Origin of the sequence: Mycobacterium sp. UM_CSW (genome assembly GCF_000455205.1) — a bacterium.
Taxonomy (GTDB): Bacteria; Actinomycetota; Actinomycetes; order Mycobacteriales; family Mycobacteriaceae; genus Mycobacterium.
Genome location: NZ_AUWQ01000028.1, coordinates 25,177 through 42,735 on the forward strand (window position 1 = coordinate 25,177; position 17,559 = coordinate 42,735).

Genomic DNA, 17,559 nt, shown 5'->3' on the forward strand with positions numbered 1-17,559 from the left:
TCTCGACTACTCGGCGCCTGGCGGTATCGCGGCCAGCACCGTCGCAGCCAATTCCGGTCGGCAGACCACAAGGTCGGGCAGCTTGGGGTCCGGTTGGTTGTAGGCCAGGGCCGAGCCGTCGATGCGGGAGGTGTGCAGGCCGGCGGCGCGGGCCACCGCGACCGGCGCGGCCGAGTCCCATTCGAACTGGCCGCCCGCATGCACGTACACGTCGGACAGACCCTGGACGATCGACGCCACCTTGGCTCCGGCGGAACCCATTTCGACGAGGACGCCGTCCAGCGCGTCGCGGACGGCTAGTGCGATGGCCGGCGGCCGGGTGCGCGAAACCACGATCCGCGGCTGGTCCGGTGGGACCGGGGGCGCGTCGACGAGTGGCGTCGCCAAGGTGACTCCCTGGGCCGGCAGCGCCACCGCGCCGGCAGCGAGCTCACCGTCCTGCCAGAGCGCCACGTGCACCGCCCAGTCGACGCGCCCAAGCTCGGAGAATTCCCGCGTCCCGTCCAGCGGGTCGACGATCCAGACCCGCTGCGAGCGCAACCGCACCGGATCGTCGGCGCCCTCCTCGGACAGCACCGCGTCGTCGGGCCGCTCGCGGGCGAGGGCCTCCATCAGGAAGTCGTGGGACCGCTTGTCCCCCGCCGCTTTTCGCTCACCGGCGTCGGCCTCGGCGAATTGCTCGCGCACCCCGAGCAGCAGCCGTCCCGCCTCCGCGGCCAGCCGCGCCGCCAGAGCATGATCATCCATCGGTAATCCTCAATAAGTTGGTAGCGTTGACCAAATTTACCGTGCGACGATTCTTGCGGCAGCGCCCCCCGGGTCGGCCGTTTCTGCAATAACCTGGTAACCGTGAGCGGCAACGTCTCGTCATCGAGTCGGCTGCGGTTTCCGGGGGGACGCCTGGGGGTCGTGGGTGTCATCCTGGCTGTGCTGCTGGTCGGTGTACTCGCCTTCGTCAGCGTGAAGCTTCTAACCGGCCACCGGAGCACTCCGGGCCAGGCCACCACCCAGCCGTCGCCACCGAACAGCTTCGCCATCCCGGGCTGTTACAACCCGTCGGTCCCGCCGGTCGAGCGCCCGAAGAAGCTCAGCATTTTGGGATGCGCCAGCGTTGCCGTTGCGCTGCAAGACATGTCGTGGAGCTCGTGGGGACCGCAGGGCGCCGACGGGACCGGCACCGCGGTCTTCAAGATTTGTGACCCCAATTGCGCCGCGGGATATCAGCTCACCGATCCGGTCGTTGTGCACGCGTGGAACGCCCAGCCGCCCCGGCCCGAGGCGGTCTGTCAGTCGGGGCTGAAGATCTTTGCCGATCTGATCTTGGCCTTCCCCAAGGCGGTCCCACCGCCCACCGCGCAGAAAACCAACACCCAGTACAACGGGATGCCGGCGGTGCACTACGTCAATTACTCGGTCGCCAACGCCCGCGACGCGCAGTTCATCGGCTACACGTTCTGCAACTAGTCGGTCAGACCTCGATGACGACCGCGCCGCCCTGACCGCCGCCCGCGCACATCGCCGCGACACCGATGCCGCCGCCGCGCCGGGCCAGCTCGTAGGCCAGCGTGGTGACCATGCGCGCGCCAGAGGCCGCGATGGGGTGGCCGAGGCTGCACCCGCTGCCGGAGAAGTTGACCTTCTCCTCGTCGATGCCGTACTCGCGGCACGCGGCGATCGGCACGGAGGCGAACGCCTCGTTGATCTCCCACAGGGCCACGTCGTCGACCGACAACCCGGCGCGCTGCAGCACCTTTCCGATCACCTTGACCGCGCCCAGGCCGCAGTCCCGGGGCGGCACACCCACGGCGGCCCACGCCCGGACCGTGCCCATCACGTTCAGCTTCTCGGCGAGCGCGTAGTCGCGGTCCACCAACGCGACCGCCGCGGCGGCGTCATTGGTTCCGCTGCTGTTGCCCGCCGTGATCGAAAATCCCTCGATCTCGGGGTGCAGCACCTTGAGGGCGGCGAGCTTCTCGATGGTGGTGTCGCGCCGAGGATGCTCGTCGACCGAGAACTCGGTCACCGAGCCGTCGGCCTGGGTGATCTTCAGCGGGACGATCTCGTCGAGGAACTTCCCGGCGTCCATGGCCGCGATGGCGCGCTCGTGTGACCGAGCCGCCCAGGCGTCCATCTCCTCGCGGGTGATGCCGACCGTCTGCGCGGTGTTCCACCCGACGGTGATCGACATGTCCTTCGTCGGCGCGTCGGGGGTCTCGACGTGCGTTGGGGGCAGCCAGCGCTCCTCGAACTTCAGCTCGGGGCCGGGAATGCGCTGGTTCATCAGCGGCGTCATGGACAGCGACTGCACTCCGCCGGCGATCAGCACACGCTCCATCCCGGAGCCGATCTGGGCCGCGGCGTTGCCGATCGCGGTCAGGCTGCCCGCGCAGTGCCGGTTCACCGCCTGGCCGGGAATGTCCTCCATGCCTGTCGCGGCGGCCGCGTAACGCGCCAAATCCCCACCGCCGTAATGCGATTCGGCGAAGATGATGTCGTCGATGGCCGAGGGGTCGATGCCCGACCTGCGCACCACCTCGGGAAGCACCGTGGTTATGAGCGTCTCGGGCGGCGTGTTGACGAGCGCGCCCTTGAAGGAGCGGCCGATCGCCGTCCTGGTGGCTCCGACGATCACGGGTGTGGCCATGTTTTCAACCTCGTTGCGGTGGGCGGACAGACGCCGCGAATCGTATCAAATACTGTAGGAGCAATAGTAACGGGATAAGTTGAGTGGTCACCCGCCGCGACTTGATAAGCAACGGTGATCAGCAAATCGAGAACCGGTGTTGGACGCGCGCAGCCCGACCACGGGATCGTGTAGGCAACAAGCCATTCGGATTTCGATCCCGTTGAGGAGGGCGAAATGCAAGCCCAGAAGAGCACACACGTCGCTTCACTAACGGACGGCGACATCGTCGAGGAATCGGACCTTGGTTCCATCCGTCGCCTGACGGCCGACGCGTTCCCGATCTTGAGGGGCCTGTCGATCAAGCGGCTGCTGATCAATCCCGGTGCCATGCGGACCCCCCACTGGCACGCCAACGCCAACGAGTTGACCTACTGCGTCTCCGGCACCGCATTGGTTTCGGTGCTCGACACGGGGAGCCGGTTCGCGTCGTTCGTGGTTCGCGCGGGCGACATGTTCCACGTCGACTCCGGTTCGCTGCACCACATCGAGAACATCGGCGGCGACGTCGCCGAATTCATCATCGCCTTCCGCAGCGAGCGACCCGAGGATTTCGGACTGGGCGCCGCGTTCGGGGCGATGACGGACGCGGTGCTGGGCAACACCTACGACCTCCCAGCCTCTGATTTCTCGGCGATGCGCCGCAGCACTGTCGACCGTGCACTGGCCGCCCGCGCCGGTGACCCGGACGTGCCGGCGACTGCGTATTTCGACGACCCGCACAAATTCTCGGTGGAGGCGATGACGCCGCCCGTCAGCATCGCCGTCGGCTCGGCCCGAACCGCACGACTGCAGTACTGGCCTGCGCTGAAGGACTTGTCGATGTATTCGTTGCGCATCCGCGAGGACGGCATGCGCGAACCGCACTGGCACCCGATCACCGCGGAGATGGGCTACGTCAACCGTGGCGCGGCACGGATGACGGTGATGGATCCGGACGGCACCCTCGACACGTGGTACCTGCGCCAGGGCGATGTGTATTTCATTCCCCGCGCCTATCCCCACCACATCGAGGTCTTCGACGCCCCCGAGATGCACTTCTGCATCTTCTTCGACCAACCGACCCCCGGCGACATCGGGTATCGCGCCTCGGCAAGCGCCTACTCGCGCAAGGTGCTCGCGGCGACGTTCGGCACGCACATCGACGACCTGCCCGACTTCCCGTTCACGAAGGCCGACCCCCTGATCGTCAACCGGATCAACCCGCTTGACGCGCACGCCGTTGGAGAGTGATCGGTGGGCACGACAGAATATGCCGATGACCACCACACCCCTCGTGGAACGTGATACGACCCGGACGACCGCATATCGGGTTGCGGCGATGCTGATGGGCGTCGGCACCGTCCACTTCCTGGCGCCCAAACCCTTCGACGACATCGTGCCGGCCGAGCTTCCCGGCGACGCCCGGTTCTATACCTACGCATCCGGTGTCGCCGAGATTGCGGTGGGTGCGCTGCTGGTGCCGCGGCGCACCCGGCGGCTGGCCGCGTTGGCCGCCGCAGTGCTGTTCGTCTGCGTGTTCCCGGCGAACCTCAACATGTGCCGCTTGTGGTGGGGCAAGCCCTGGCCGATGCGGATCGCCGCGCTGGCCCGGCTGCCGCTGCAGATCCCGATGATCACCACCGCGCTCAAGATCAGGCGCAACAGCTAGATCTGGCACACGGGGCATTGACCGGACACGCTCGGCGAAGATTGGCCGATTACACGGGAGGTCCCGGTGGGCAGGACGGGCATCGCGGCGCTGCTCGCGATCGGCGCCGCGTTCATGATCGGCATCGGCGATGCCCTCGAGCAGCGATCCGCGCAACAGGTCACCGACAAGCCGGTCGGCACCCTCGCGCTGTTTCGCCGGCTGCTGCGCGACCGCCGATGGTGGACGGGCAGCCTGGTGGCCGCCGCCGGGTTCGGATTGCAGGCCGCGGCGCTCGGCTTGGGTTCCGTGGTGTTGGTGCAGGCGCTGTCGGTGACCTCCCTGCTGTTCGCGTTGCTCATCAGCGCGGCGGCCAACCATCGCAGAATCACTCGGTGGCAAGGGATTTGGGCCGTTCTGCTGGCCGCGGCGGTCACGGTCGTGGTCACGGTCGGCAACCCGCAGGCCGGGGTGCCGCGCGGGTCGGTTCGAACGTGGATCGTCGTGGGCTTGGTCCTGGGCCCCTGCCTGTTCCTGTGTGTGATTGGAGCCCAGATGTTTTCGGGTTGGGTCAGCGCGCTGCTGCTGGGGCTGATGTCGGGATCGCTGTGGGGCGTCTTCACGGTGCTGACGAAGGGGGTTGTCGACCAGCTCGGCAACGGCGTCCCGGCGCTGCTGCGCGCACCCGAGCTGTACATCTGGGCGGTGCTGGGTCTCGCGGCGACGGCCTGGGAGCAGTCGGCGTTTCGGGCCGGCTCGCTGACCGCGTCGCTCCCCGCGGTCACCGTCGCCGAACCGATCGTCGGATCGGTGCTCGGCGTGACGGTGCTGGGCGAGACGCTTCGCACCAACAAGGTCGGCATGGTCGCGCTTGGCGCATCGGTCGCGGTGATGATCGCCGCGACGGTGGCGCTGGCGCGCAGCCAGGCGACGGAATCAGACGCTCCCCGAACCGATCCGGTGTAGGGTCCCGTCGGGATCGACGTAAGCGAATTCCCTTAGCCCGTAGGGCGTTTCCTGCGGTTCGATCAGCCGGCCGGCGAGGCCTTCCAGCGCCGCCCACTCCGCGTAGAGGGCGTCGGCGTCGCTGACGTACAGATACACACTGGACGCCGTACGCAGCGGATCGTGTTCGGCCCATTCGGTGAGGTGGATCGAGACACAGCCGCGGTCGACGAACCCGTAGCGCTCCGGGCCCTGGTAGGCGCGCGCGTCGAATCCGAGTTTGCGGTAGCGCTCGAGCGCGACGTCCAGATCTTGGACGGGCACGATCGGGGACACAGAGTCGAATGCGATTTCGGGCACACCCCAGTGTGGCAGCAAAAGCGCTGTCGTATGCTCCACCCGCAAACCACCTCTGAATAGCCGACGCGTGGGGGTGCGCGGAACGCTTGAGGAGCCGACTCAAGCACGAAGGGCGCTCAACCATGCGCAAGCAGTCAACCGCGGTAGCCGTGGCCGTCGTCGGGATACTGGCCGCGGCCTGCGGCGGCGGCGACGGCGGCACCGCCTCGTCGTCGACGACGACCACCACCCCGTCGAAGCCGCCGCTGGCCCAGGCCGCGCTGCCGAATCTGATGTTGACCCCGGCCGAGATCGACAGCGCGGTGGGCGCCACCGGGACCACCGTCGGCGACAAGTTCGACACGCTGCCGGACGACAGCACGACGAACTACCCGCAGGGGTACAAGTTTCCGGCCGAATGCCTTTACGTTCAGCATCCGGGCGAGGCCCCTGTCTATGCCGGCAGCGGGAACACGGCGGTTCACCGGGAACGCGGCACCACCCCGCTTCCGCCGAATTCGAACGATCCCGACCCCGAGGTGACCGAGGTGGTGGTGTTGTTCCCCTCCGCCAAGGAGGCGAGCGCCTTTTTCACCACCTCCACCCAGCGCTGGCCTGACTGCGCCAACCGCCAGGGCACGATTCCCGCCGACGCGGACTCCCCTGAAATCCAATGGAAGGTGGGAGCGGTCTCCAACGCCAACGGGGTTTTGACCACGACCACGAACGTGTCCGCGACCAAGAACGGCACCACGCTGTCCCAGAGCTGCCAGCGGGCGCTGACGGTGCGCAACAACGTCGTGATCGACGTCGACGCCTGCCGCAAGGACCCCGGGGACCTGGCCGTCACCGTCGCCAACCAGATCGCCGGCAAGGTCGACAAGCAATAGCCCACTCGTACAAGGGTTTTAGGAAGCTCGGGTAGATCGCATTCCCCGATCGCAACCCGCCGTTCACCTGTTGGGTGTAGCTATCCCCCGCGGCAGCGGCGTACGCTCTGGCGGCCGAACCCGTCGAGACACGATACTTGCGCCATCACCGAACCTGGTTGTAAGCCGTACCCGCAGATGGCATCCTGCGGGCGACTGTCGCACAGCGTTGAGGAGGACAAGTGAGCGCATCCGACACGGCCAAGCCCCGCGGGGGGCTGCCGGTGATTCACCTGTCCGAACTGCTGCGCGCGCCGGTGGTGGCCCGCGCCGGTGAGGCCGTGGGCCGCGTCGAGGACGTGATCGTGCGACTGCGGGGCGCCGACGACTATCCGGCGGTGACCGGGATCGTGGCGGGGGTCGGCGGCCGTCGGGTATTTATCGGCACCAAATCCATCGAAGAGTTCGCGCCGAAGCGAATCGTCTTGACCAAGAACAAAGTTGACCTCCGCGGGTTCGAGCGCCGTGACGGTGAGGTGCTGTTGCGCGCCGACGTGTTGGGCCATCGGTTGATCGATGTGGCCGCCGCGGACTTGGTGCGCGCGTACGACGTCGAGCTCGAGGACACCGGCGACGGGTGGGTGGTTGCGCGACTGGACACCCGCCGGCCGCCGACGTTGTTCGGCCTGATCAAACATTCCGGCGGGCATGCCGCGCGCGATTGGAAGGCATTCGAACCGCTGATCGGCCACGGTGGCTCCGACGCGGTGCGGCGGCTGTCGGACCGGTTTGGCGAGTTCAAGGCTGCCGAGATCGCCGACCTACTCGAGGAGGCGGACAAGACCGAAGGCGGCGAAATCCTCGACCGGGTGCGCAGCGACCCGGAATTGGAAGCCGACGTCTTCGAGGAGCTGGATCCCGACAAGGCCAGCCGGCTCCTCGACGGCATGCCCGACGACGAGGTCGCCGCGCTGCTGGGCCGCATGCGCGCCGACGACGCCGCCGACGCGATCGCCGACCTGCGCCAGTCGCGGCGTCGGCGCGTGCTGGAGCTGATGCCCGCCCCGCAGCGCACCAAGGTGATCACCCTGATGGGGTTCAACCCCGAAAGCGCCGGCGGGTTGATGAACGTCGACTTCGTCTCGTGCGCCGCCACCGCCACCGCGGGCACGGCGCTGGCCCTGATCGCGGCCGCGCGCACCGTCCAGCCGGAGGCACTGATCAAGGTGCACGTCCTCGATGAGGGCGAACGGCTGGCCGGTGTGGTGTCGGTGATCACCCTGTTGCAGGCGGATCCCGTCGAAAGTGTTGGCGCGCTGATGGATTCGGACCCGGTGTGCGTCAGCGCCGACGCCGACCTGACCGACATCGCGCTGTTGATGGCCGACTTCAACCTCTACTCCATTCCCGTCGTCGACGACGAGGACCGCGTGCTCGGCGTGGTGACCGTCGACGACGTCTTGGAAGCGACCATCCCGGAGGACTGGCGCCGACGCGAGCCCGCCCCCCGTCCGGTGCGTGAAATCACCGAACCGACCGACAGCCACGCCCCTGGAGGCCAGGCACCGTGACGTCGGACGCGGACGAGACCAAACCCGGGCTCAGCGCGGTGCTCGACACCGCACACCTGGGCGACATCGAGGGTGCGTTCGGGCGCATCAAACTCGGCGAGACCGACCACCCGCGGACGTGGAAGACCCGGCTGCTGACGCTGCTGGCGATCGTCGGCCCCGGGATCATCGTGATGGTCGGCGACAACGACGCCGGCGGGGTGGCGACTTACACCCAGGCCGGCCAGAACTACGGCTACTCCTTGTTGTGGGTGCTGCTGCTGCTCATCCCGGTGCTCATCGTCAACCAGGAGATGGTGGTCCGGCTCGGTGCGGTGACCGGCGTCGGTCACGCCCGGCTGATCAACGAACGCTTCGGCCGCGGCTGGGGCTGGTTTTCCGTCGGCGACCTGTTCCTGCTCAACTTCCTGACGATCGTCACTGAGTTCATCGGCATCACGCTGGCCGCCGACTACATCGGCATCTCCAAATACGTTGTGGTGCCCATCTCGGCGGTGGCGCTGGTCGCGATCATGGCCAGCGGCAGCTTCCGGCGCTGGGAGCGGGCGATGTTCATCTTCATCGCCGTCACCCTGCTGCAGATCCCGATGCTGTTCATGTCGCACCCACAGTGGGCGCACGCGGCGAAGTCGTTTGTGGTGCCGAGCATCTCGGGTGGTGTGAGTTCGGATGCGGTGCTGCTGATCATCGCCATCGTCGGCACCACCGTCGCGCCCTGGCAACTGTTCTTCCAGCAGTCCAACGTCGTCGACAAACGGATCACACCGCGGTTCATGGCTTACGAGCGCGCCGACACCGTGATCGGGGCCTTCGTCGTGATCGTCGGCGCCGCGGCGTTGTTGATGACCGGCGATTGGGCGGCGCGCTCGACCAACACGGTGGGCGGCTTCACCGACGCCGGGGCCATCGCGCACCTGCTCGGCCAGCACAGTGCCACGCTCGGAGCGTTTTTCGCCATCGTGCTCATGGACGCCTCCATCATCGGCGCGGCCGCCGTGACGCTCGCCACCAGTTACGCCTTCGGCGACGTCTTCGGCCTCAAGCATTCGTTGCATCGCGGGTTCGCCGACGCCAAGCAGTTCTACCTGTCCTACACCGCGATGGTGGCGCTCGCCGCGGCCATCGTGCTCATCCCCGGTGCCCCGCTGGGCTTGATCACCACCGCTGTGCAGGCCCTCGCCGGCCTGCTGTTGCCGAGCGCCAGCGTGTTTTTGCTGTTGTTGTGCAACGACCGGGAAGTGTTGGGGCCCTGGGTCAATCGTCGCTGGCTCAACTGGGTGGCCGGGCTGATCGTCGGCATCCTGCTGCTGTTGTCCGGCATCCTGATGGCCACCACCCTGTTCCCCCACATCGACGTGGTCGCCGTGGCCGGTTACCTTTCCCTGGCGCTGGTCATGCTCGCCGTCGCCGCGGTGCCGGCCCTGCGCTGGATGGCCCGCGGCCAGCCCGCCGCGCCGGTCCCCAAGGAGCCGGCTCGTCCCGTCGACCGCAACACCTGGCGGATGCCGCCGCTGACGCTGCTCGAACCCGTCATCTGGTCCCCCGGCACCCGGCTCGGCATGATCGCGCTGCGCAGCTACCTGGTCGTCGGCGCGCTGCTGCTAGTGGTCAAAGCCGTTCAGCTCGGCCGCTGAGTTTGGCCGAAGCGCTTGCCTGCCGAATGCTTCGCAGTGTTAGCTGAGCAACCAGCAGCAAAGCACGTGGCCGACAAGTACGGAGGTTTGGACCATGCTTCAGCGAGCGTTCATCGTCGGAGCAGTCGTTGTCGGGATAGCCGTGGCACCCGTCGCCAATGCGGCCCCGTCGACCACCACGCCGTCGCCCGCCCCGACAACCGGGTCGAACGTCTACTACCCCAACTGCAGGGCGGCGTGCGCCGCCGGCGCGGCCCCGATTTACGTCGGGCAGCCGGGTTATCGGGCTGCCCTTGATCGCGACGGCGACGGCATCGCGTGCGAGGTGTGCCACTGATTGGGCCGCCCCTTATTGGGGCAGCGCCTCGCCCCGCGTCTCGGGCGCAAACGGAATGATGAAAAGCCCGATCACGAACGCGATGGCCGTCAAAGCGACCGGTAGTCCCAGGGTATGCAGGTGCAGCACCGCCGCGCCGAGCAGGAAGTTGACGCCCGCGCCGACGAAGCGGCCGAACGACGTGCAGAACGCGAACGCCGTTGCGCGCACACGCGTCTCGAACTGCTCGGGCAGCCAGAGGCTGAAGATCGCGAAGTTGCCGCCAAAGAAGCCAAGGACGAACAACCATGCGATGAACGGTGCGAGCCCGTTGGGCAAATAGAACGCCCACCCGAAGCTGCCGACGATCGAAACGGCCATCCCCGCAAAGTAAATCGCCAGCGTCTTTCGGCGCCCGATGCGCTCGGAGAGCACCGGCACCATCAGACACCCCAGGATGGTGCCGATGGACAACAGGCCCGTGGCCCAGGACGCTGTCCTGGTCGCGCCCGCCTTGTCGAAGCCCGCGTGCTGCGCCAACTGAGTTACGGCGGTGGGTTCGTAGACGGCGCCGGCCCATAGGCCCACGATCGCGATCGTCAGCAGCGCGCAGGCCACCCAGGTGCGACGCCGATAGCGCGGCCCGAGAATCTCGCGCAGTGGCTTCACGCGGACCTTGGGCTGAGCCTCCAGTTTCTCCCACTTCTCCGTTTCCTTCACCCGCGTCAGGATCAGGATCGCGACGACGATCGGCACCGCGCCCGTCAAAAACATTGCGCGCCAACCGAAATGGACGCCGATCGTGTAGTTGAGGGCCGCCGCCAGAAAGAACCCGGCGTAGTAGCCGGTCTGCAGATAGCCCGCCCCCATCTTGCGCCGGTCCTCGGGCCATGCTTCGGCCACGTAAGTCCCCGCCAGCGCCCATTCGCCGCCGATGCCGACACCCGCGACGAAGCGGAAAATCGCCAGCTCCCAGACGTTTTGCGCCGCGGCCGAAAGCCCGGTGAAGATGGCGAAGGTAAAGATCGTCGCGGCCAGCACCTTGGTGCGCCCGAAGCGGTCCGCGATCGGCCCCCAGATGAACGACAGGCCCCAGCCCACCAGAAACAGGGCGAACAGGATCGATCCCGCGAGACCGACGTTGGTCGACGTCGCGGCGAAACCCGAACGCGGCAACAGCTCGGTCAGCGCGGGCGCGAGCACGAGCGCGTAGATGAACGAATCCATTCCGTCGAGCGTCCAGCCCGTCCATGCGCCCCAGAACCCTGCGATCTGGGAGCGATTGAGCGGTGTGCGACGCCTAGCGAGGCTTGCCGGCTCCGTCGTTGACGTCATCTGGCCTCCGTTGGCACTGGTAGAGCGACTATCGGAATTCGCATACGCGAGCCGGTCTAGCGTCGGCCGGCATCACATTGTATATAATATAGTGATGAGCGTAACAGGTCGTACTCCGTCGGACAATGTGTTGGGCGCGTTACCGACGGCGCTCTCGCTGGCGGAACGCGGCAGCACGTCGCGGTTGATCGCCAACGCGCTGCGCGCCGCGATCGTCGACGGCACCCTCGCCCCCGGCGCACCGCTGCGCCAGGACGCCATCGCGCGGCACTTCTCGGTCAGCGCGATCCCGGTTCGCGAGGCCCTGCGCCAGCTGGAGAGCGAAGGCTGGGCCAAGGTGGAGATGAACAAGGGGGCGACGGTGGCCCCGTTGGCGGCCGGCGAGGCGCGCGAGGTCTACGAGATCCGCGCCGCGCTCGAGAGCCTCGCCATCGGGCTGGCGATACCCGCTCACACGGCGGACACGCTGCGCCACTGCGAAGCGCTGTGCAAGGCGGCCGCGGCCGAAACCGAGCCGTCGCTGTACGTCGCGCGCAACGAGGCCTTTCACATGAGCCTCTATGAGCCGGCCGCGCGCCCACAACTCCTGGCGCTGATCGGCATGCTGCATGAGCGCGGCGAGCGTTACCTGCGGCTCAAGTTCGGGCTGCCGTCCTACAAGGGCGAGTCCGACCGCGAACACACGGCGCTGCTGCGGGCCGTGCGCCGGGGTGATGTCAAGCGCGCGCAGTCGCTGGTCACCCGGCACCTGCTCGGCACCGGCGAGCTGCTCCACCGCGTCCTCGGCGAAAACACCAATGTGGTCGGCTCAACCGCGGATGCGGAATCGGGACGGGAAAAGGGCGCGTAATTCAGCGCCGAAACGGACGGCGGCTCGCCGGGGCGGTGAAGCCTTCGGTGTCATCGAAGAATGCCCAGCGCCCCGCGTCGTCGACCTCCATGCGCCAGCCCAGTTCGGTGCTGCCCGCGACGGCGTCGGTGAACCACACGTATGCGGCCTCGGCGCTGTCGAAATCCTTGGTCGCCACAATCCCGCCATGTGGATCGATGATCCGGAACTTGGCCATGCGCTGTGATTATCCCTTCCGGGGGAAATTCAATCGCAATTAGCCGACCCTGGCCACCGGAAAACGCTCAGACCGTGCGCGCCAAACGCTGCGCGAGCAGCTCGGCGAAGCGCGCCGGATCGTCGAGCGCGCCGCCTTCGGCGAGAAGCGCTGTGCCGTAGAGCAGTTCGGCGGTCTCGGCGACCGATTGGTCGTCGGCGCGGTCCTTGTGCGCGTCCCGGAGGCCGGTGACGAGCGGATGATTCGGGTTGAGTTCGAGGATCCGCTTGCCGACCGGAACGTCCTGCCCGGTGGCGCGGTAGAGGCGCGCCAGCGTCGGGGTGATCCCGAAGGCGTCGGTGATCAGGCAGGCGGGCGACTCGGTGAGGCGCGTCGACAGCCGCACGTCCTTGACGTGCTCGCTCAGGGTCTCTTTGAGCCAGGTCAGCAGGTCGGCAAACTCCTTCTCCTGCTCCTCGCGCTCGGCCTCGCTCTTGCCCTCTTCGTCGTCGAGGTCCACCTCGCCCCTGGCCACCGACTGCAGCGGTTTGCCGTCGAACTCGTCGACCACCCCCACCCACACTTCGTCGACCGGGTCGGTGAGCAGCAGGACTTCGTAGCCCTTGGCCTTGAACGCCTCGAGGTGCGGTGACTTCAGCAGCTGCTGGCGCGTCTCGCCGGTGGCGTAGAAGATCTGCTGCTGGCCCTCCTTCATCCGCTCGACGTACTCGGCCAGGGTGGTGGCCTCCTCGTCGCTGTGGGTGGAGGCGAACGAGGACACCTGCAGCAGCATGTCCTTGTTGTCGGCGTCGGACAGCAGCCCTTCCTTGATGGCCCTGCCGAACTGGGTCCACAGGGTGCGGTAGTCGTCCGGCCGCTCGGACTGCAGCTCCTTGATCCTGGACAGCACCTTCTTGGTCAGCCGGCGACGGATCGCCTTGATCTGCCGATCCTGCTGCAGGATTTCGCGAGATACGTTGAGCGACAAGTCTTGTGCGTCGACGACGCCCTTGACGAAGCGCAGGTATTTCGGCAGCAGCTCGTCGCAATCGCCCATGATGAACACGCGCTTCACGTACAACTGGATCCCGACGTGGGAGTCCCGGTCGAACAGGTCGAGCGGGGCGTGCGACGGGATGAACAGCAGGGCCTGGTACTCGAAGGTGCCCTCGGCCTTCATCGCGATGACCTCGAGCGGGTCGTCCCAGGCGTGGGCGATGTGCTTGTAGAACTCGTTGTACTCCTCGGCGGAGACCTCCTCCTTGGGCCTGGCCCACAGCGCCTTCATCGAGTTGAGGGTCTCGGTCTCGAGCGTGACGGTCTCCTCGCCACCGTCTTCGCCCGGTGTGCGTTTCTCGACCTCCATCCGGATGGGCCAGGAGATGAAGTCGGAGTACCGCTTGACCAGGTGCCTGATCTTCCACTCCGCGGTGTAGTCGTGCAGCTCGTCCTCGGCGTCTTCGGGCTTGAGGTGCAACGTGACCGAGGTTCCCTGCGGCGCGTCGTCCACGGATTCGATGGTGTAGGTGCCCTCGCCGCTGGATTCCCACCTGGTGGCGGCGCTCTCGCCGGCCTTGCGGGTCAGCAGCTCGACCTTGTCGGCGACCATGAAGCTCGAGTAGAACCCGATGCCGAACTGGCCGATCAGTTCCTCGGAGGCCGCCGCATTTTTGGCGTCGCGTAGCTGTTGGCGCAGCTCGGCGGTGCCGGACTTGGCCAGGGTGCCGATCAGGTCCACCACTTCCTCGCGCGTCATCCCGATGCCGTCGTCGCGGACGGTCAGCGTTCGTGCGCTTTTGTCGACGTCGATCTCGATATGCAGGTCGGAGGTGTCGACGTCGAGGTCCTTGTTGCGAAACGCTTCCAGGCGCAGCTTGTCCAGCGCATCGGAGGCGTTCGAGATCAGCTCCCGCAGAAACGAGTCCTTGTTGGAGTAGACCGAGTGGACCATCAAATCCAGCAGTTGCCGGGCCTCGGCCTGAAACTCCAACTGCTCGACACGCGCGTTCATGACACTCCCTGCACTTTCCTTCCTGAGACGACGTTGCAAATTTACCGAGGTGCGGTTGGTCCACGCCCGCGGGCTGGCCCTACCCTGAACCCATGTCCGTTGCTCAGCGCGAACGCGCCGCCCTCGTCGCGACCATGCGGGCCGTCGGCCCCGAGGCGCCCACCTTGTGCGAGGGCTGGAAGACGCGAGACCTGGCCGCCCACCTGGTGATCCGGGAGTACCGGCCCGACGCCGCGGCGGGCATCATGATCCCGTTCTTCGCGGCGCACACCGCCAAGGTGCAGGAGGAGGCGGCGTCGAAGAACGACTGGGACGAGTTGGTGGACAAAATCGCGTCCGGCCCGCCCGTCTATTCGCCGTTCATCCTGCTCGACCCGGTGGCCAACGTCGCCGAGATGTTCATCCACCACGAGGACGTGCGCCGCGCGCAGCCGGCCTGGGAGCCCCGCGTGCTGGAACAAGGGATGTGCCGGGCGCTGCGTCGCACGCTGTCGCTGATGGCCCGGGTCACCCTCGGGAAGGTCCCGGGCCGGGTGGCGTTGCGCACGCCCGGGGGCAAGACGGTGCTGACGGCCGGCTCCGGCCCGGCGGTCGTGGTGACCGGTCCGCCCGAGGAGCTGCTGCTGTTCTCCGTCGGCCGGGAGGCTCGGGTCGAGTTCGACGGCGACCCGGCGGCGGTGCAAGCGGTCCGCGACGCGCCCAAGGGGTTGTAGCCGGACTATCAAGTCTGCAGACGACCGCTGGCGAGGGCTTCGCGCAGCTCCTTCTTGATCACCTTGCCGAACTGATTGCGCGGCAGCGCATCGACGATCACCAGGCGCTCGGGGTGTTTGTAGCGGCTCAACCCTTGCGAATGGCAGTGCTGCACCAGGGATTCCAGCGACACGTCGTCACTCGATGCGGGAACCACCACGGCGCAGACGCGCTCGCCCGTGCGCGGGTCGGGTACTCCGACGACCGCGACGTCGGCGACAGCGGGATGGGTGGCCAGCGCATTTTCGACTTCCTGGGCCGAGACATTCTCGGCGTTGCGGATGATCGCATCCTTGATCCGGCCCGTGACGCGGACGTTGCCATTCTCGTCGATCAGCCCGAGATCGCCTGTGCGCAACCATCCTTCGGCGTCGAACGCGTCGGCGTCGAGCGCGGCGTCGGCGTAGCCGAGGAAGCATTGGGGTCCCTTGAGCCGCAGCTCACCCTCCTGCCCAGCGGACAGTTCGATTCCTGCGTCGACGACCCGGACCCTGACGCCGGGTCCCGGTGCGCCGACGGTGTGGTCGAGCACCTCCGGCGGCCCGGTCAGCGACGGTGAGGTCGCGACCGGAAACTCGGTGAGGCCCCATGCGTTCGCGATGCCGGCCACACCGAAGGTTTCGCGGACCTGGTGGCCCAGTTCGGGGGTGATCGGCGCGCCGCCGGCCAGGCAGCCCCGCACAAACGGGAACAGCGGCTCGTCGCCGTGGTTGCGCTGGGCCTCGAGGAACGCCAGGAAGAACGGTGTCGCCATGCCCAGAAAGGTCGGGTTGTGGGCGGCGATGGACAGCGGCGTGGTGGCCGGGTCGAATACCTCGAACAGCGCTAACCGCATGCCGGTCATCAGCCCGACGGCCAGCATCACGGCACCGCCGATGTGCGCGAAGGGAAAGCCGATGGGATCCACGTCGCTGGCGGTGATGCCCATCTTTTCCGCCAAGCCCGCGGCGGGCGCCATCACCGACGCATCGGTGTGGCGAATCCCCTTGGGGGCCGCGGTGGTTCCGGACGAGTAGTAGATCCATCGCGCGTCGCCGGTAGGCCCTGGCGGCGGGCCGAGGGCATCGGCGCTCGCGCGGGGCAGCCTAAGGTCACCGGCCGAGGGTGGCGTCGCCAGGTCGACGGTGATGACGCGGAAGCCCCGGTCCGTGGCGAGGGCCCGCGCCAGGCCGCCGTAGTCGAATCGGTGCCAAAACTCTGGCACCACAAGGAATTCGGTAGACAGCTGGGCGGTGATGAAGCCGACCTCGTGTTCACGCAGTATCGGGATGATCGGGTTTTGGACCGCGCCGAGTCGGGCTAGCGCCGCCATGACGACGGCGGTTTCCAGCGTCGTCGGCAGTTGCCAGGACACCACCGTTCCCGCGCCTATCCCCCGTTCGGCGAACGCGGCGGCCGTCGCGCATGCGGCGTCGCGGAATTGACGTGCGGTCAGGCTGCGGCCATACTCGTCGGCGAGCAGCGGCAGGTCCGGTCTTCGCCGGGCGGCCTCGGCGATCAATGCCCAGTAGGTGGGGTCGTCCTTCATTCGGCCGGTGGCGCGGTGATCGGCCGAAATCCGGAGTGCGCGATGGCAACCGAGACGGAACTGCCGATCGGGCCGTGGTGGTCGACGAGGACGGCCGACCCGGTGGCGACGCCGTCGTGGCTGTAATGCGTGAGTGAGGCCAGCCCGATGTGGGGCCCTTCGGGCAGTCGGGTCAGCGTCAGGGTGTAGTCGACGTTGATGAACTGCAAACCGTTTGTGCCCCAATTGGCCAGGGACGCCGTGATGTCCGCGCCCATGGCCGCGCGGGTGAAAGGGGTGAGCGGCTCGCCGTCGATCAGCGAACGGGTCTCGTGCAGCCAGGTGTATTTCGGTCCCGAGTCGGGCCAATCGGGATCGGGATTCTGAATCCCGGTGCCCCAGCCGTAAGTGCGCATGAACAGCGACGGCGCGGGGCCGTCGTCGATGGGCAGCGGCGGCATCTCCACGGCCGGTGACCACACCTGCCCCTCTGGCTGTGGGCCGCGCCGCAGAAACAATGCGCTCCCCCGCGCTACGGGCGTACCGCGCTGGGTGAGCACGATCTCGACGAGCCGCAGTCGCCGGCGATCGTGGTGCACCTGCGTGTGGACCTCGATCGGTTCGAGCGCGGTGGGCGCGGGTAGGTCGACGGTCAGCCGCGCAGGTTGCAGTTGCGGATCGTCCACCGCGCGTTCGGCGGCCCACCCCAAGAGACCGCCCACGACGTGTCCACTCAGCGACGGGCCCCAGCCGCCCCGCGCGATTCCGTTTGGCACAAAACGGTTTTCGTCGCGCAGAAAGTACGGCGCCTGCGCCGCGGAATCAACGTCATCCGGCGCGATATTGGTTTCGGTCAAAGCACGCTCTTTCTCGTCGGGACGGCAACAGTTGATATTACAGTTTCTGTTTCCAGTCCAGCC

General features: G+C 67.3%; 17 protein-coding genes and 1 pseudogene. 10 read left to right on the top strand and 8 right to left on the bottom strand.

Annotation, left to right across the window (positions count from 1 at the left end):
* Nucleotides 1-6 precede the first annotated feature (6 nt).
* Nucleotides 7-747 carry a 3'(2'),5'-bisphosphate nucleotidase CysQ gene (locus N415_RS11490; RefSeq protein WP_068181191.1) on the bottom strand — a complete coding sequence of 247 codons (741 nt, stop codon included), beginning with the start codon at nucleotides 745-747 and terminating at the stop codon, nucleotides 7-9.
* A gap of 102 nt (nucleotides 748-849) precedes the next feature.
* Here N415_RS11490 and N415_RS11495 point away from each other — a divergent pair, with 102 nt between their 5' ends.
* Nucleotides 850-1,464: a hypothetical protein gene (locus tag N415_RS11495; RefSeq protein ID WP_068181195.1), complete on the top strand. Its 615-nt coding sequence runs from the start codon at nucleotides 850-852 to the stop codon at nucleotides 1,462-1,464.
* Between the two features lie 4 nt (nucleotides 1,465-1,468).
* On the opposite strand, the gene N415_RS11500 is transcribed toward N415_RS11495, so the two are convergent.
* Nucleotides 1,469-2,644 (bottom strand): thiolase family protein, encoded by a 1,176-nt coding sequence (locus N415_RS11500; RefSeq protein WP_068181198.1) that lies wholly within the window; start codon nucleotides 2,642-2,644, stop codon nucleotides 1,469-1,471.
* A 216-nt stretch (nucleotides 2,645-2,860) separates the two neighbouring features.
* Between N415_RS11500 and N415_RS11505 the strand changes: the two genes are divergently transcribed.
* The 3 genes from N415_RS11505 (at nucleotide 2,861) to N415_RS11515 (ending at nucleotide 5,279) form a co-directional block, all read left to right on the top strand.
* Nucleotides 2,861-3,916, top strand: a complete 1,056-nt coding sequence (locus tag N415_RS11505) for a cupin domain-containing protein (protein ID WP_068181202.1) — start codon at nucleotides 2,861-2,863, stop codon at nucleotides 3,914-3,916.
* Nucleotides 3,917-3,941: 25 nt separating this feature from the next.
* Entirely contained in the window at nucleotides 3,942-4,334 is a 393-nt protein-coding gene (locus N415_RS11510) for a MauE/DoxX family redox-associated membrane protein (RefSeq protein ID WP_068181341.1), read from the top strand.
* A gap of 66 nt (nucleotides 4,335-4,400) precedes the next feature.
* Complete coding sequence (locus tag N415_RS11515) at nucleotides 4,401-5,279, top strand: DMT family transporter (RefSeq protein ID WP_068181204.1); 879 nt, start codon at nucleotides 4,401-4,403, stop codon at nucleotides 5,277-5,279.
* Here the strand turns inward: N415_RS11515 and N415_RS11520 are convergent.
* Nucleotides 5,250-5,609, bottom strand: coding sequence for a VOC family protein (locus N415_RS11520; RefSeq protein ID WP_081665200.1), 360 nt, complete (start codon nucleotides 5,607-5,609; stop codon nucleotides 5,250-5,252). The two genes, N415_RS11515 and N415_RS11520, sit on opposite strands and share 30 nt — an antisense overlap.
* A 131-nt stretch (nucleotides 5,610-5,740) precedes the next feature.
* On the opposite strand from N415_RS11520, the gene N415_RS11525 reads away from it, so the two are divergent.
* The 4 genes and pseudogenes from N415_RS11525 to N415_RS32230 all read left to right on the top strand — a co-directional run.
* Complete coding sequence (locus tag N415_RS11525; protein WP_068181211.1) at nucleotides 5,741-6,487, top strand: sensor domain-containing protein; 747 nt, start codon at nucleotides 5,741-5,743, stop codon at nucleotides 6,485-6,487.
* A 257-nt stretch (nucleotides 6,488-6,744) separates the two neighbouring features.
* The gene (locus N415_RS11530) at nucleotides 6,745-8,037 is read left to right on the top strand and encodes a CBS domain-containing protein (protein ID WP_239645508.1); all 1,293 of its coding nucleotides are present in this window, start codon (nucleotides 6,745-6,747) and stop codon (nucleotides 8,035-8,037) included.
* Nucleotides 8,034-9,671: an NRAMP family divalent metal transporter gene (locus tag N415_RS11535; RefSeq protein WP_068181214.1), complete on the top strand. Its 1,638-nt coding sequence runs from the start codon at nucleotides 8,034-8,036 to the stop codon at nucleotides 9,669-9,671. Before N415_RS11530 ends, N415_RS11535 begins: the two co-directional genes overlap by 4 nt.
* 205 nt (nucleotides 9,672-9,876) lie before the next feature.
* A pseudogene (locus N415_RS32230) lies at nucleotides 9,877-10,008 on the top strand (excalibur calcium-binding domain-containing protein); the annotation flags it as partial.
* Between the two features lie 12 nt (nucleotides 10,009-10,020).
* Here the strand turns inward: N415_RS32230 and N415_RS11545 are convergent.
* Nucleotides 10,021-11,322: an MFS transporter gene (locus N415_RS11545; RefSeq protein WP_068181221.1), complete on the bottom strand. Its 1,302-nt coding sequence runs from the start codon at nucleotides 11,320-11,322 to the stop codon at nucleotides 10,021-10,023.
* 94 nt (nucleotides 11,323-11,416) lie between these two features.
* Here N415_RS11545 and N415_RS11550 point away from each other — a divergent pair, with 94 nt between their 5' ends.
* Nucleotides 11,417-12,172: a GntR family transcriptional regulator gene (locus N415_RS11550; protein ID WP_068181223.1), complete on the top strand. Its 756-nt coding sequence runs from the start codon at nucleotides 11,417-11,419 to the stop codon at nucleotides 12,170-12,172.
* 1 nt (nucleotide 12,173) lies between these two features.
* On the opposite strand, the gene N415_RS11555 is transcribed toward N415_RS11550, so the two are convergent.
* Together N415_RS11555 and htpG are read right to left on the bottom strand one after the other, a co-directional pair.
* On the bottom strand, nucleotides 12,174-12,389 hold the full coding sequence (locus N415_RS11555) for a hypothetical protein (protein WP_068181226.1): 216 nt from the start codon (nucleotides 12,387-12,389) through the stop codon (nucleotides 12,174-12,176).
* Between the two features lie 67 nt (nucleotides 12,390-12,456).
* The gene (gene htpG, locus N415_RS11560) at nucleotides 12,457-14,379 is read right to left on the bottom strand and encodes a molecular chaperone HtpG (RefSeq protein WP_068181230.1); all 1,923 of its coding nucleotides are present in this window, start codon (nucleotides 14,377-14,379) and stop codon (nucleotides 12,457-12,459) included.
* A gap of 92 nt (nucleotides 14,380-14,471) precedes the next feature.
* Here htpG and N415_RS11565 point away from each other — a divergent pair, with 92 nt between their 5' ends.
* Complete coding sequence (locus tag N415_RS11565; protein ID WP_068181233.1) at nucleotides 14,472-15,092, top strand: TIGR03085 family metal-binding protein; 621 nt, start codon at nucleotides 14,472-14,474, stop codon at nucleotides 15,090-15,092.
* Between the two features lie 8 nt (nucleotides 15,093-15,100).
* Here N415_RS11565 and N415_RS11570 read toward each other — a convergent pair whose 3' ends face one another.
* Nucleotides 15,101-16,660, bottom strand: coding sequence for an AMP-binding protein (locus tag N415_RS11570; protein WP_068181237.1), 1,560 nt, complete (start codon nucleotides 16,658-16,660; stop codon nucleotides 15,101-15,103).
* The gene (locus N415_RS11575; protein ID WP_161630298.1) at nucleotides 16,657-17,436 is read right to left on the bottom strand and encodes a thioesterase family protein; all 780 of its coding nucleotides are present in this window, start codon (nucleotides 17,434-17,436) and stop codon (nucleotides 16,657-16,659) included. Before N415_RS11575 ends, N415_RS11570 begins: the two co-directional genes overlap by 4 nt.
* Between the last annotated feature and the right edge of the window lie 123 nt (nucleotides 17,437-17,559).

Coding starts and splice junctions, on each gene's coding strand:
- N415_RS11490 (WP_068181191.1), bottom strand. CDS start 747: ATGGATGATCATGCTCTGGCGGCGCGGCTGGCCGCGGAGGCGGGACGG.
- N415_RS11500 (WP_068181198.1), bottom strand. CDS start 2,644: ATGGCCACACCCGTGATCGTCGGAGCCACCAGGACGGCGATCGGCCGC.
- N415_RS11505 (WP_068181202.1), top strand. CDS start 2,861: ATGCAAGCCCAGAAGAGCACACACGTCGCTTCACTAACGGACGGCGAC.
- N415_RS11510 (WP_068181341.1), top strand. CDS start 3,942: ATGACCACCACACCCCTCGTGGAACGTGATACGACCCGGACGACCGCA.
- N415_RS11525 (WP_068181211.1), top strand. CDS start 5,741: ATGCGCAAGCAGTCAACCGCGGTAGCCGTGGCCGTCGTCGGGATACTG.
- N415_RS11545 (WP_068181221.1), bottom strand. CDS start 11,322: ATGACGTCAACGACGGAGCCGGCAAGCCTCGCTAGGCGTCGCACACCG.
- N415_RS11550 (WP_068181223.1), top strand. CDS start 11,417: ATGAGCGTAACAGGTCGTACTCCGTCGGACAATGTGTTGGGCGCGTTA.
- N415_RS11555 (WP_068181226.1), bottom strand. CDS start 12,389: ATGGCCAAGTTCCGGATCATCGATCCACATGGCGGGATTGTGGCGACC.
- htpG (WP_068181230.1), bottom strand. CDS start 14,379: ATGAACGCGCGTGTCGAGCAGTTGGAGTTTCAGGCCGAGGCCCGGCAA.
- N415_RS11565 (WP_068181233.1), top strand. CDS start 14,472: ATGTCCGTTGCTCAGCGCGAACGCGCCGCCCTCGTCGCGACCATGCGG.
- N415_RS11570 (WP_068181237.1), bottom strand. CDS start 16,660: ATGAAGGACGACCCCACCTACTGGGCATTGATCGCCGAGGCCGCCCGG.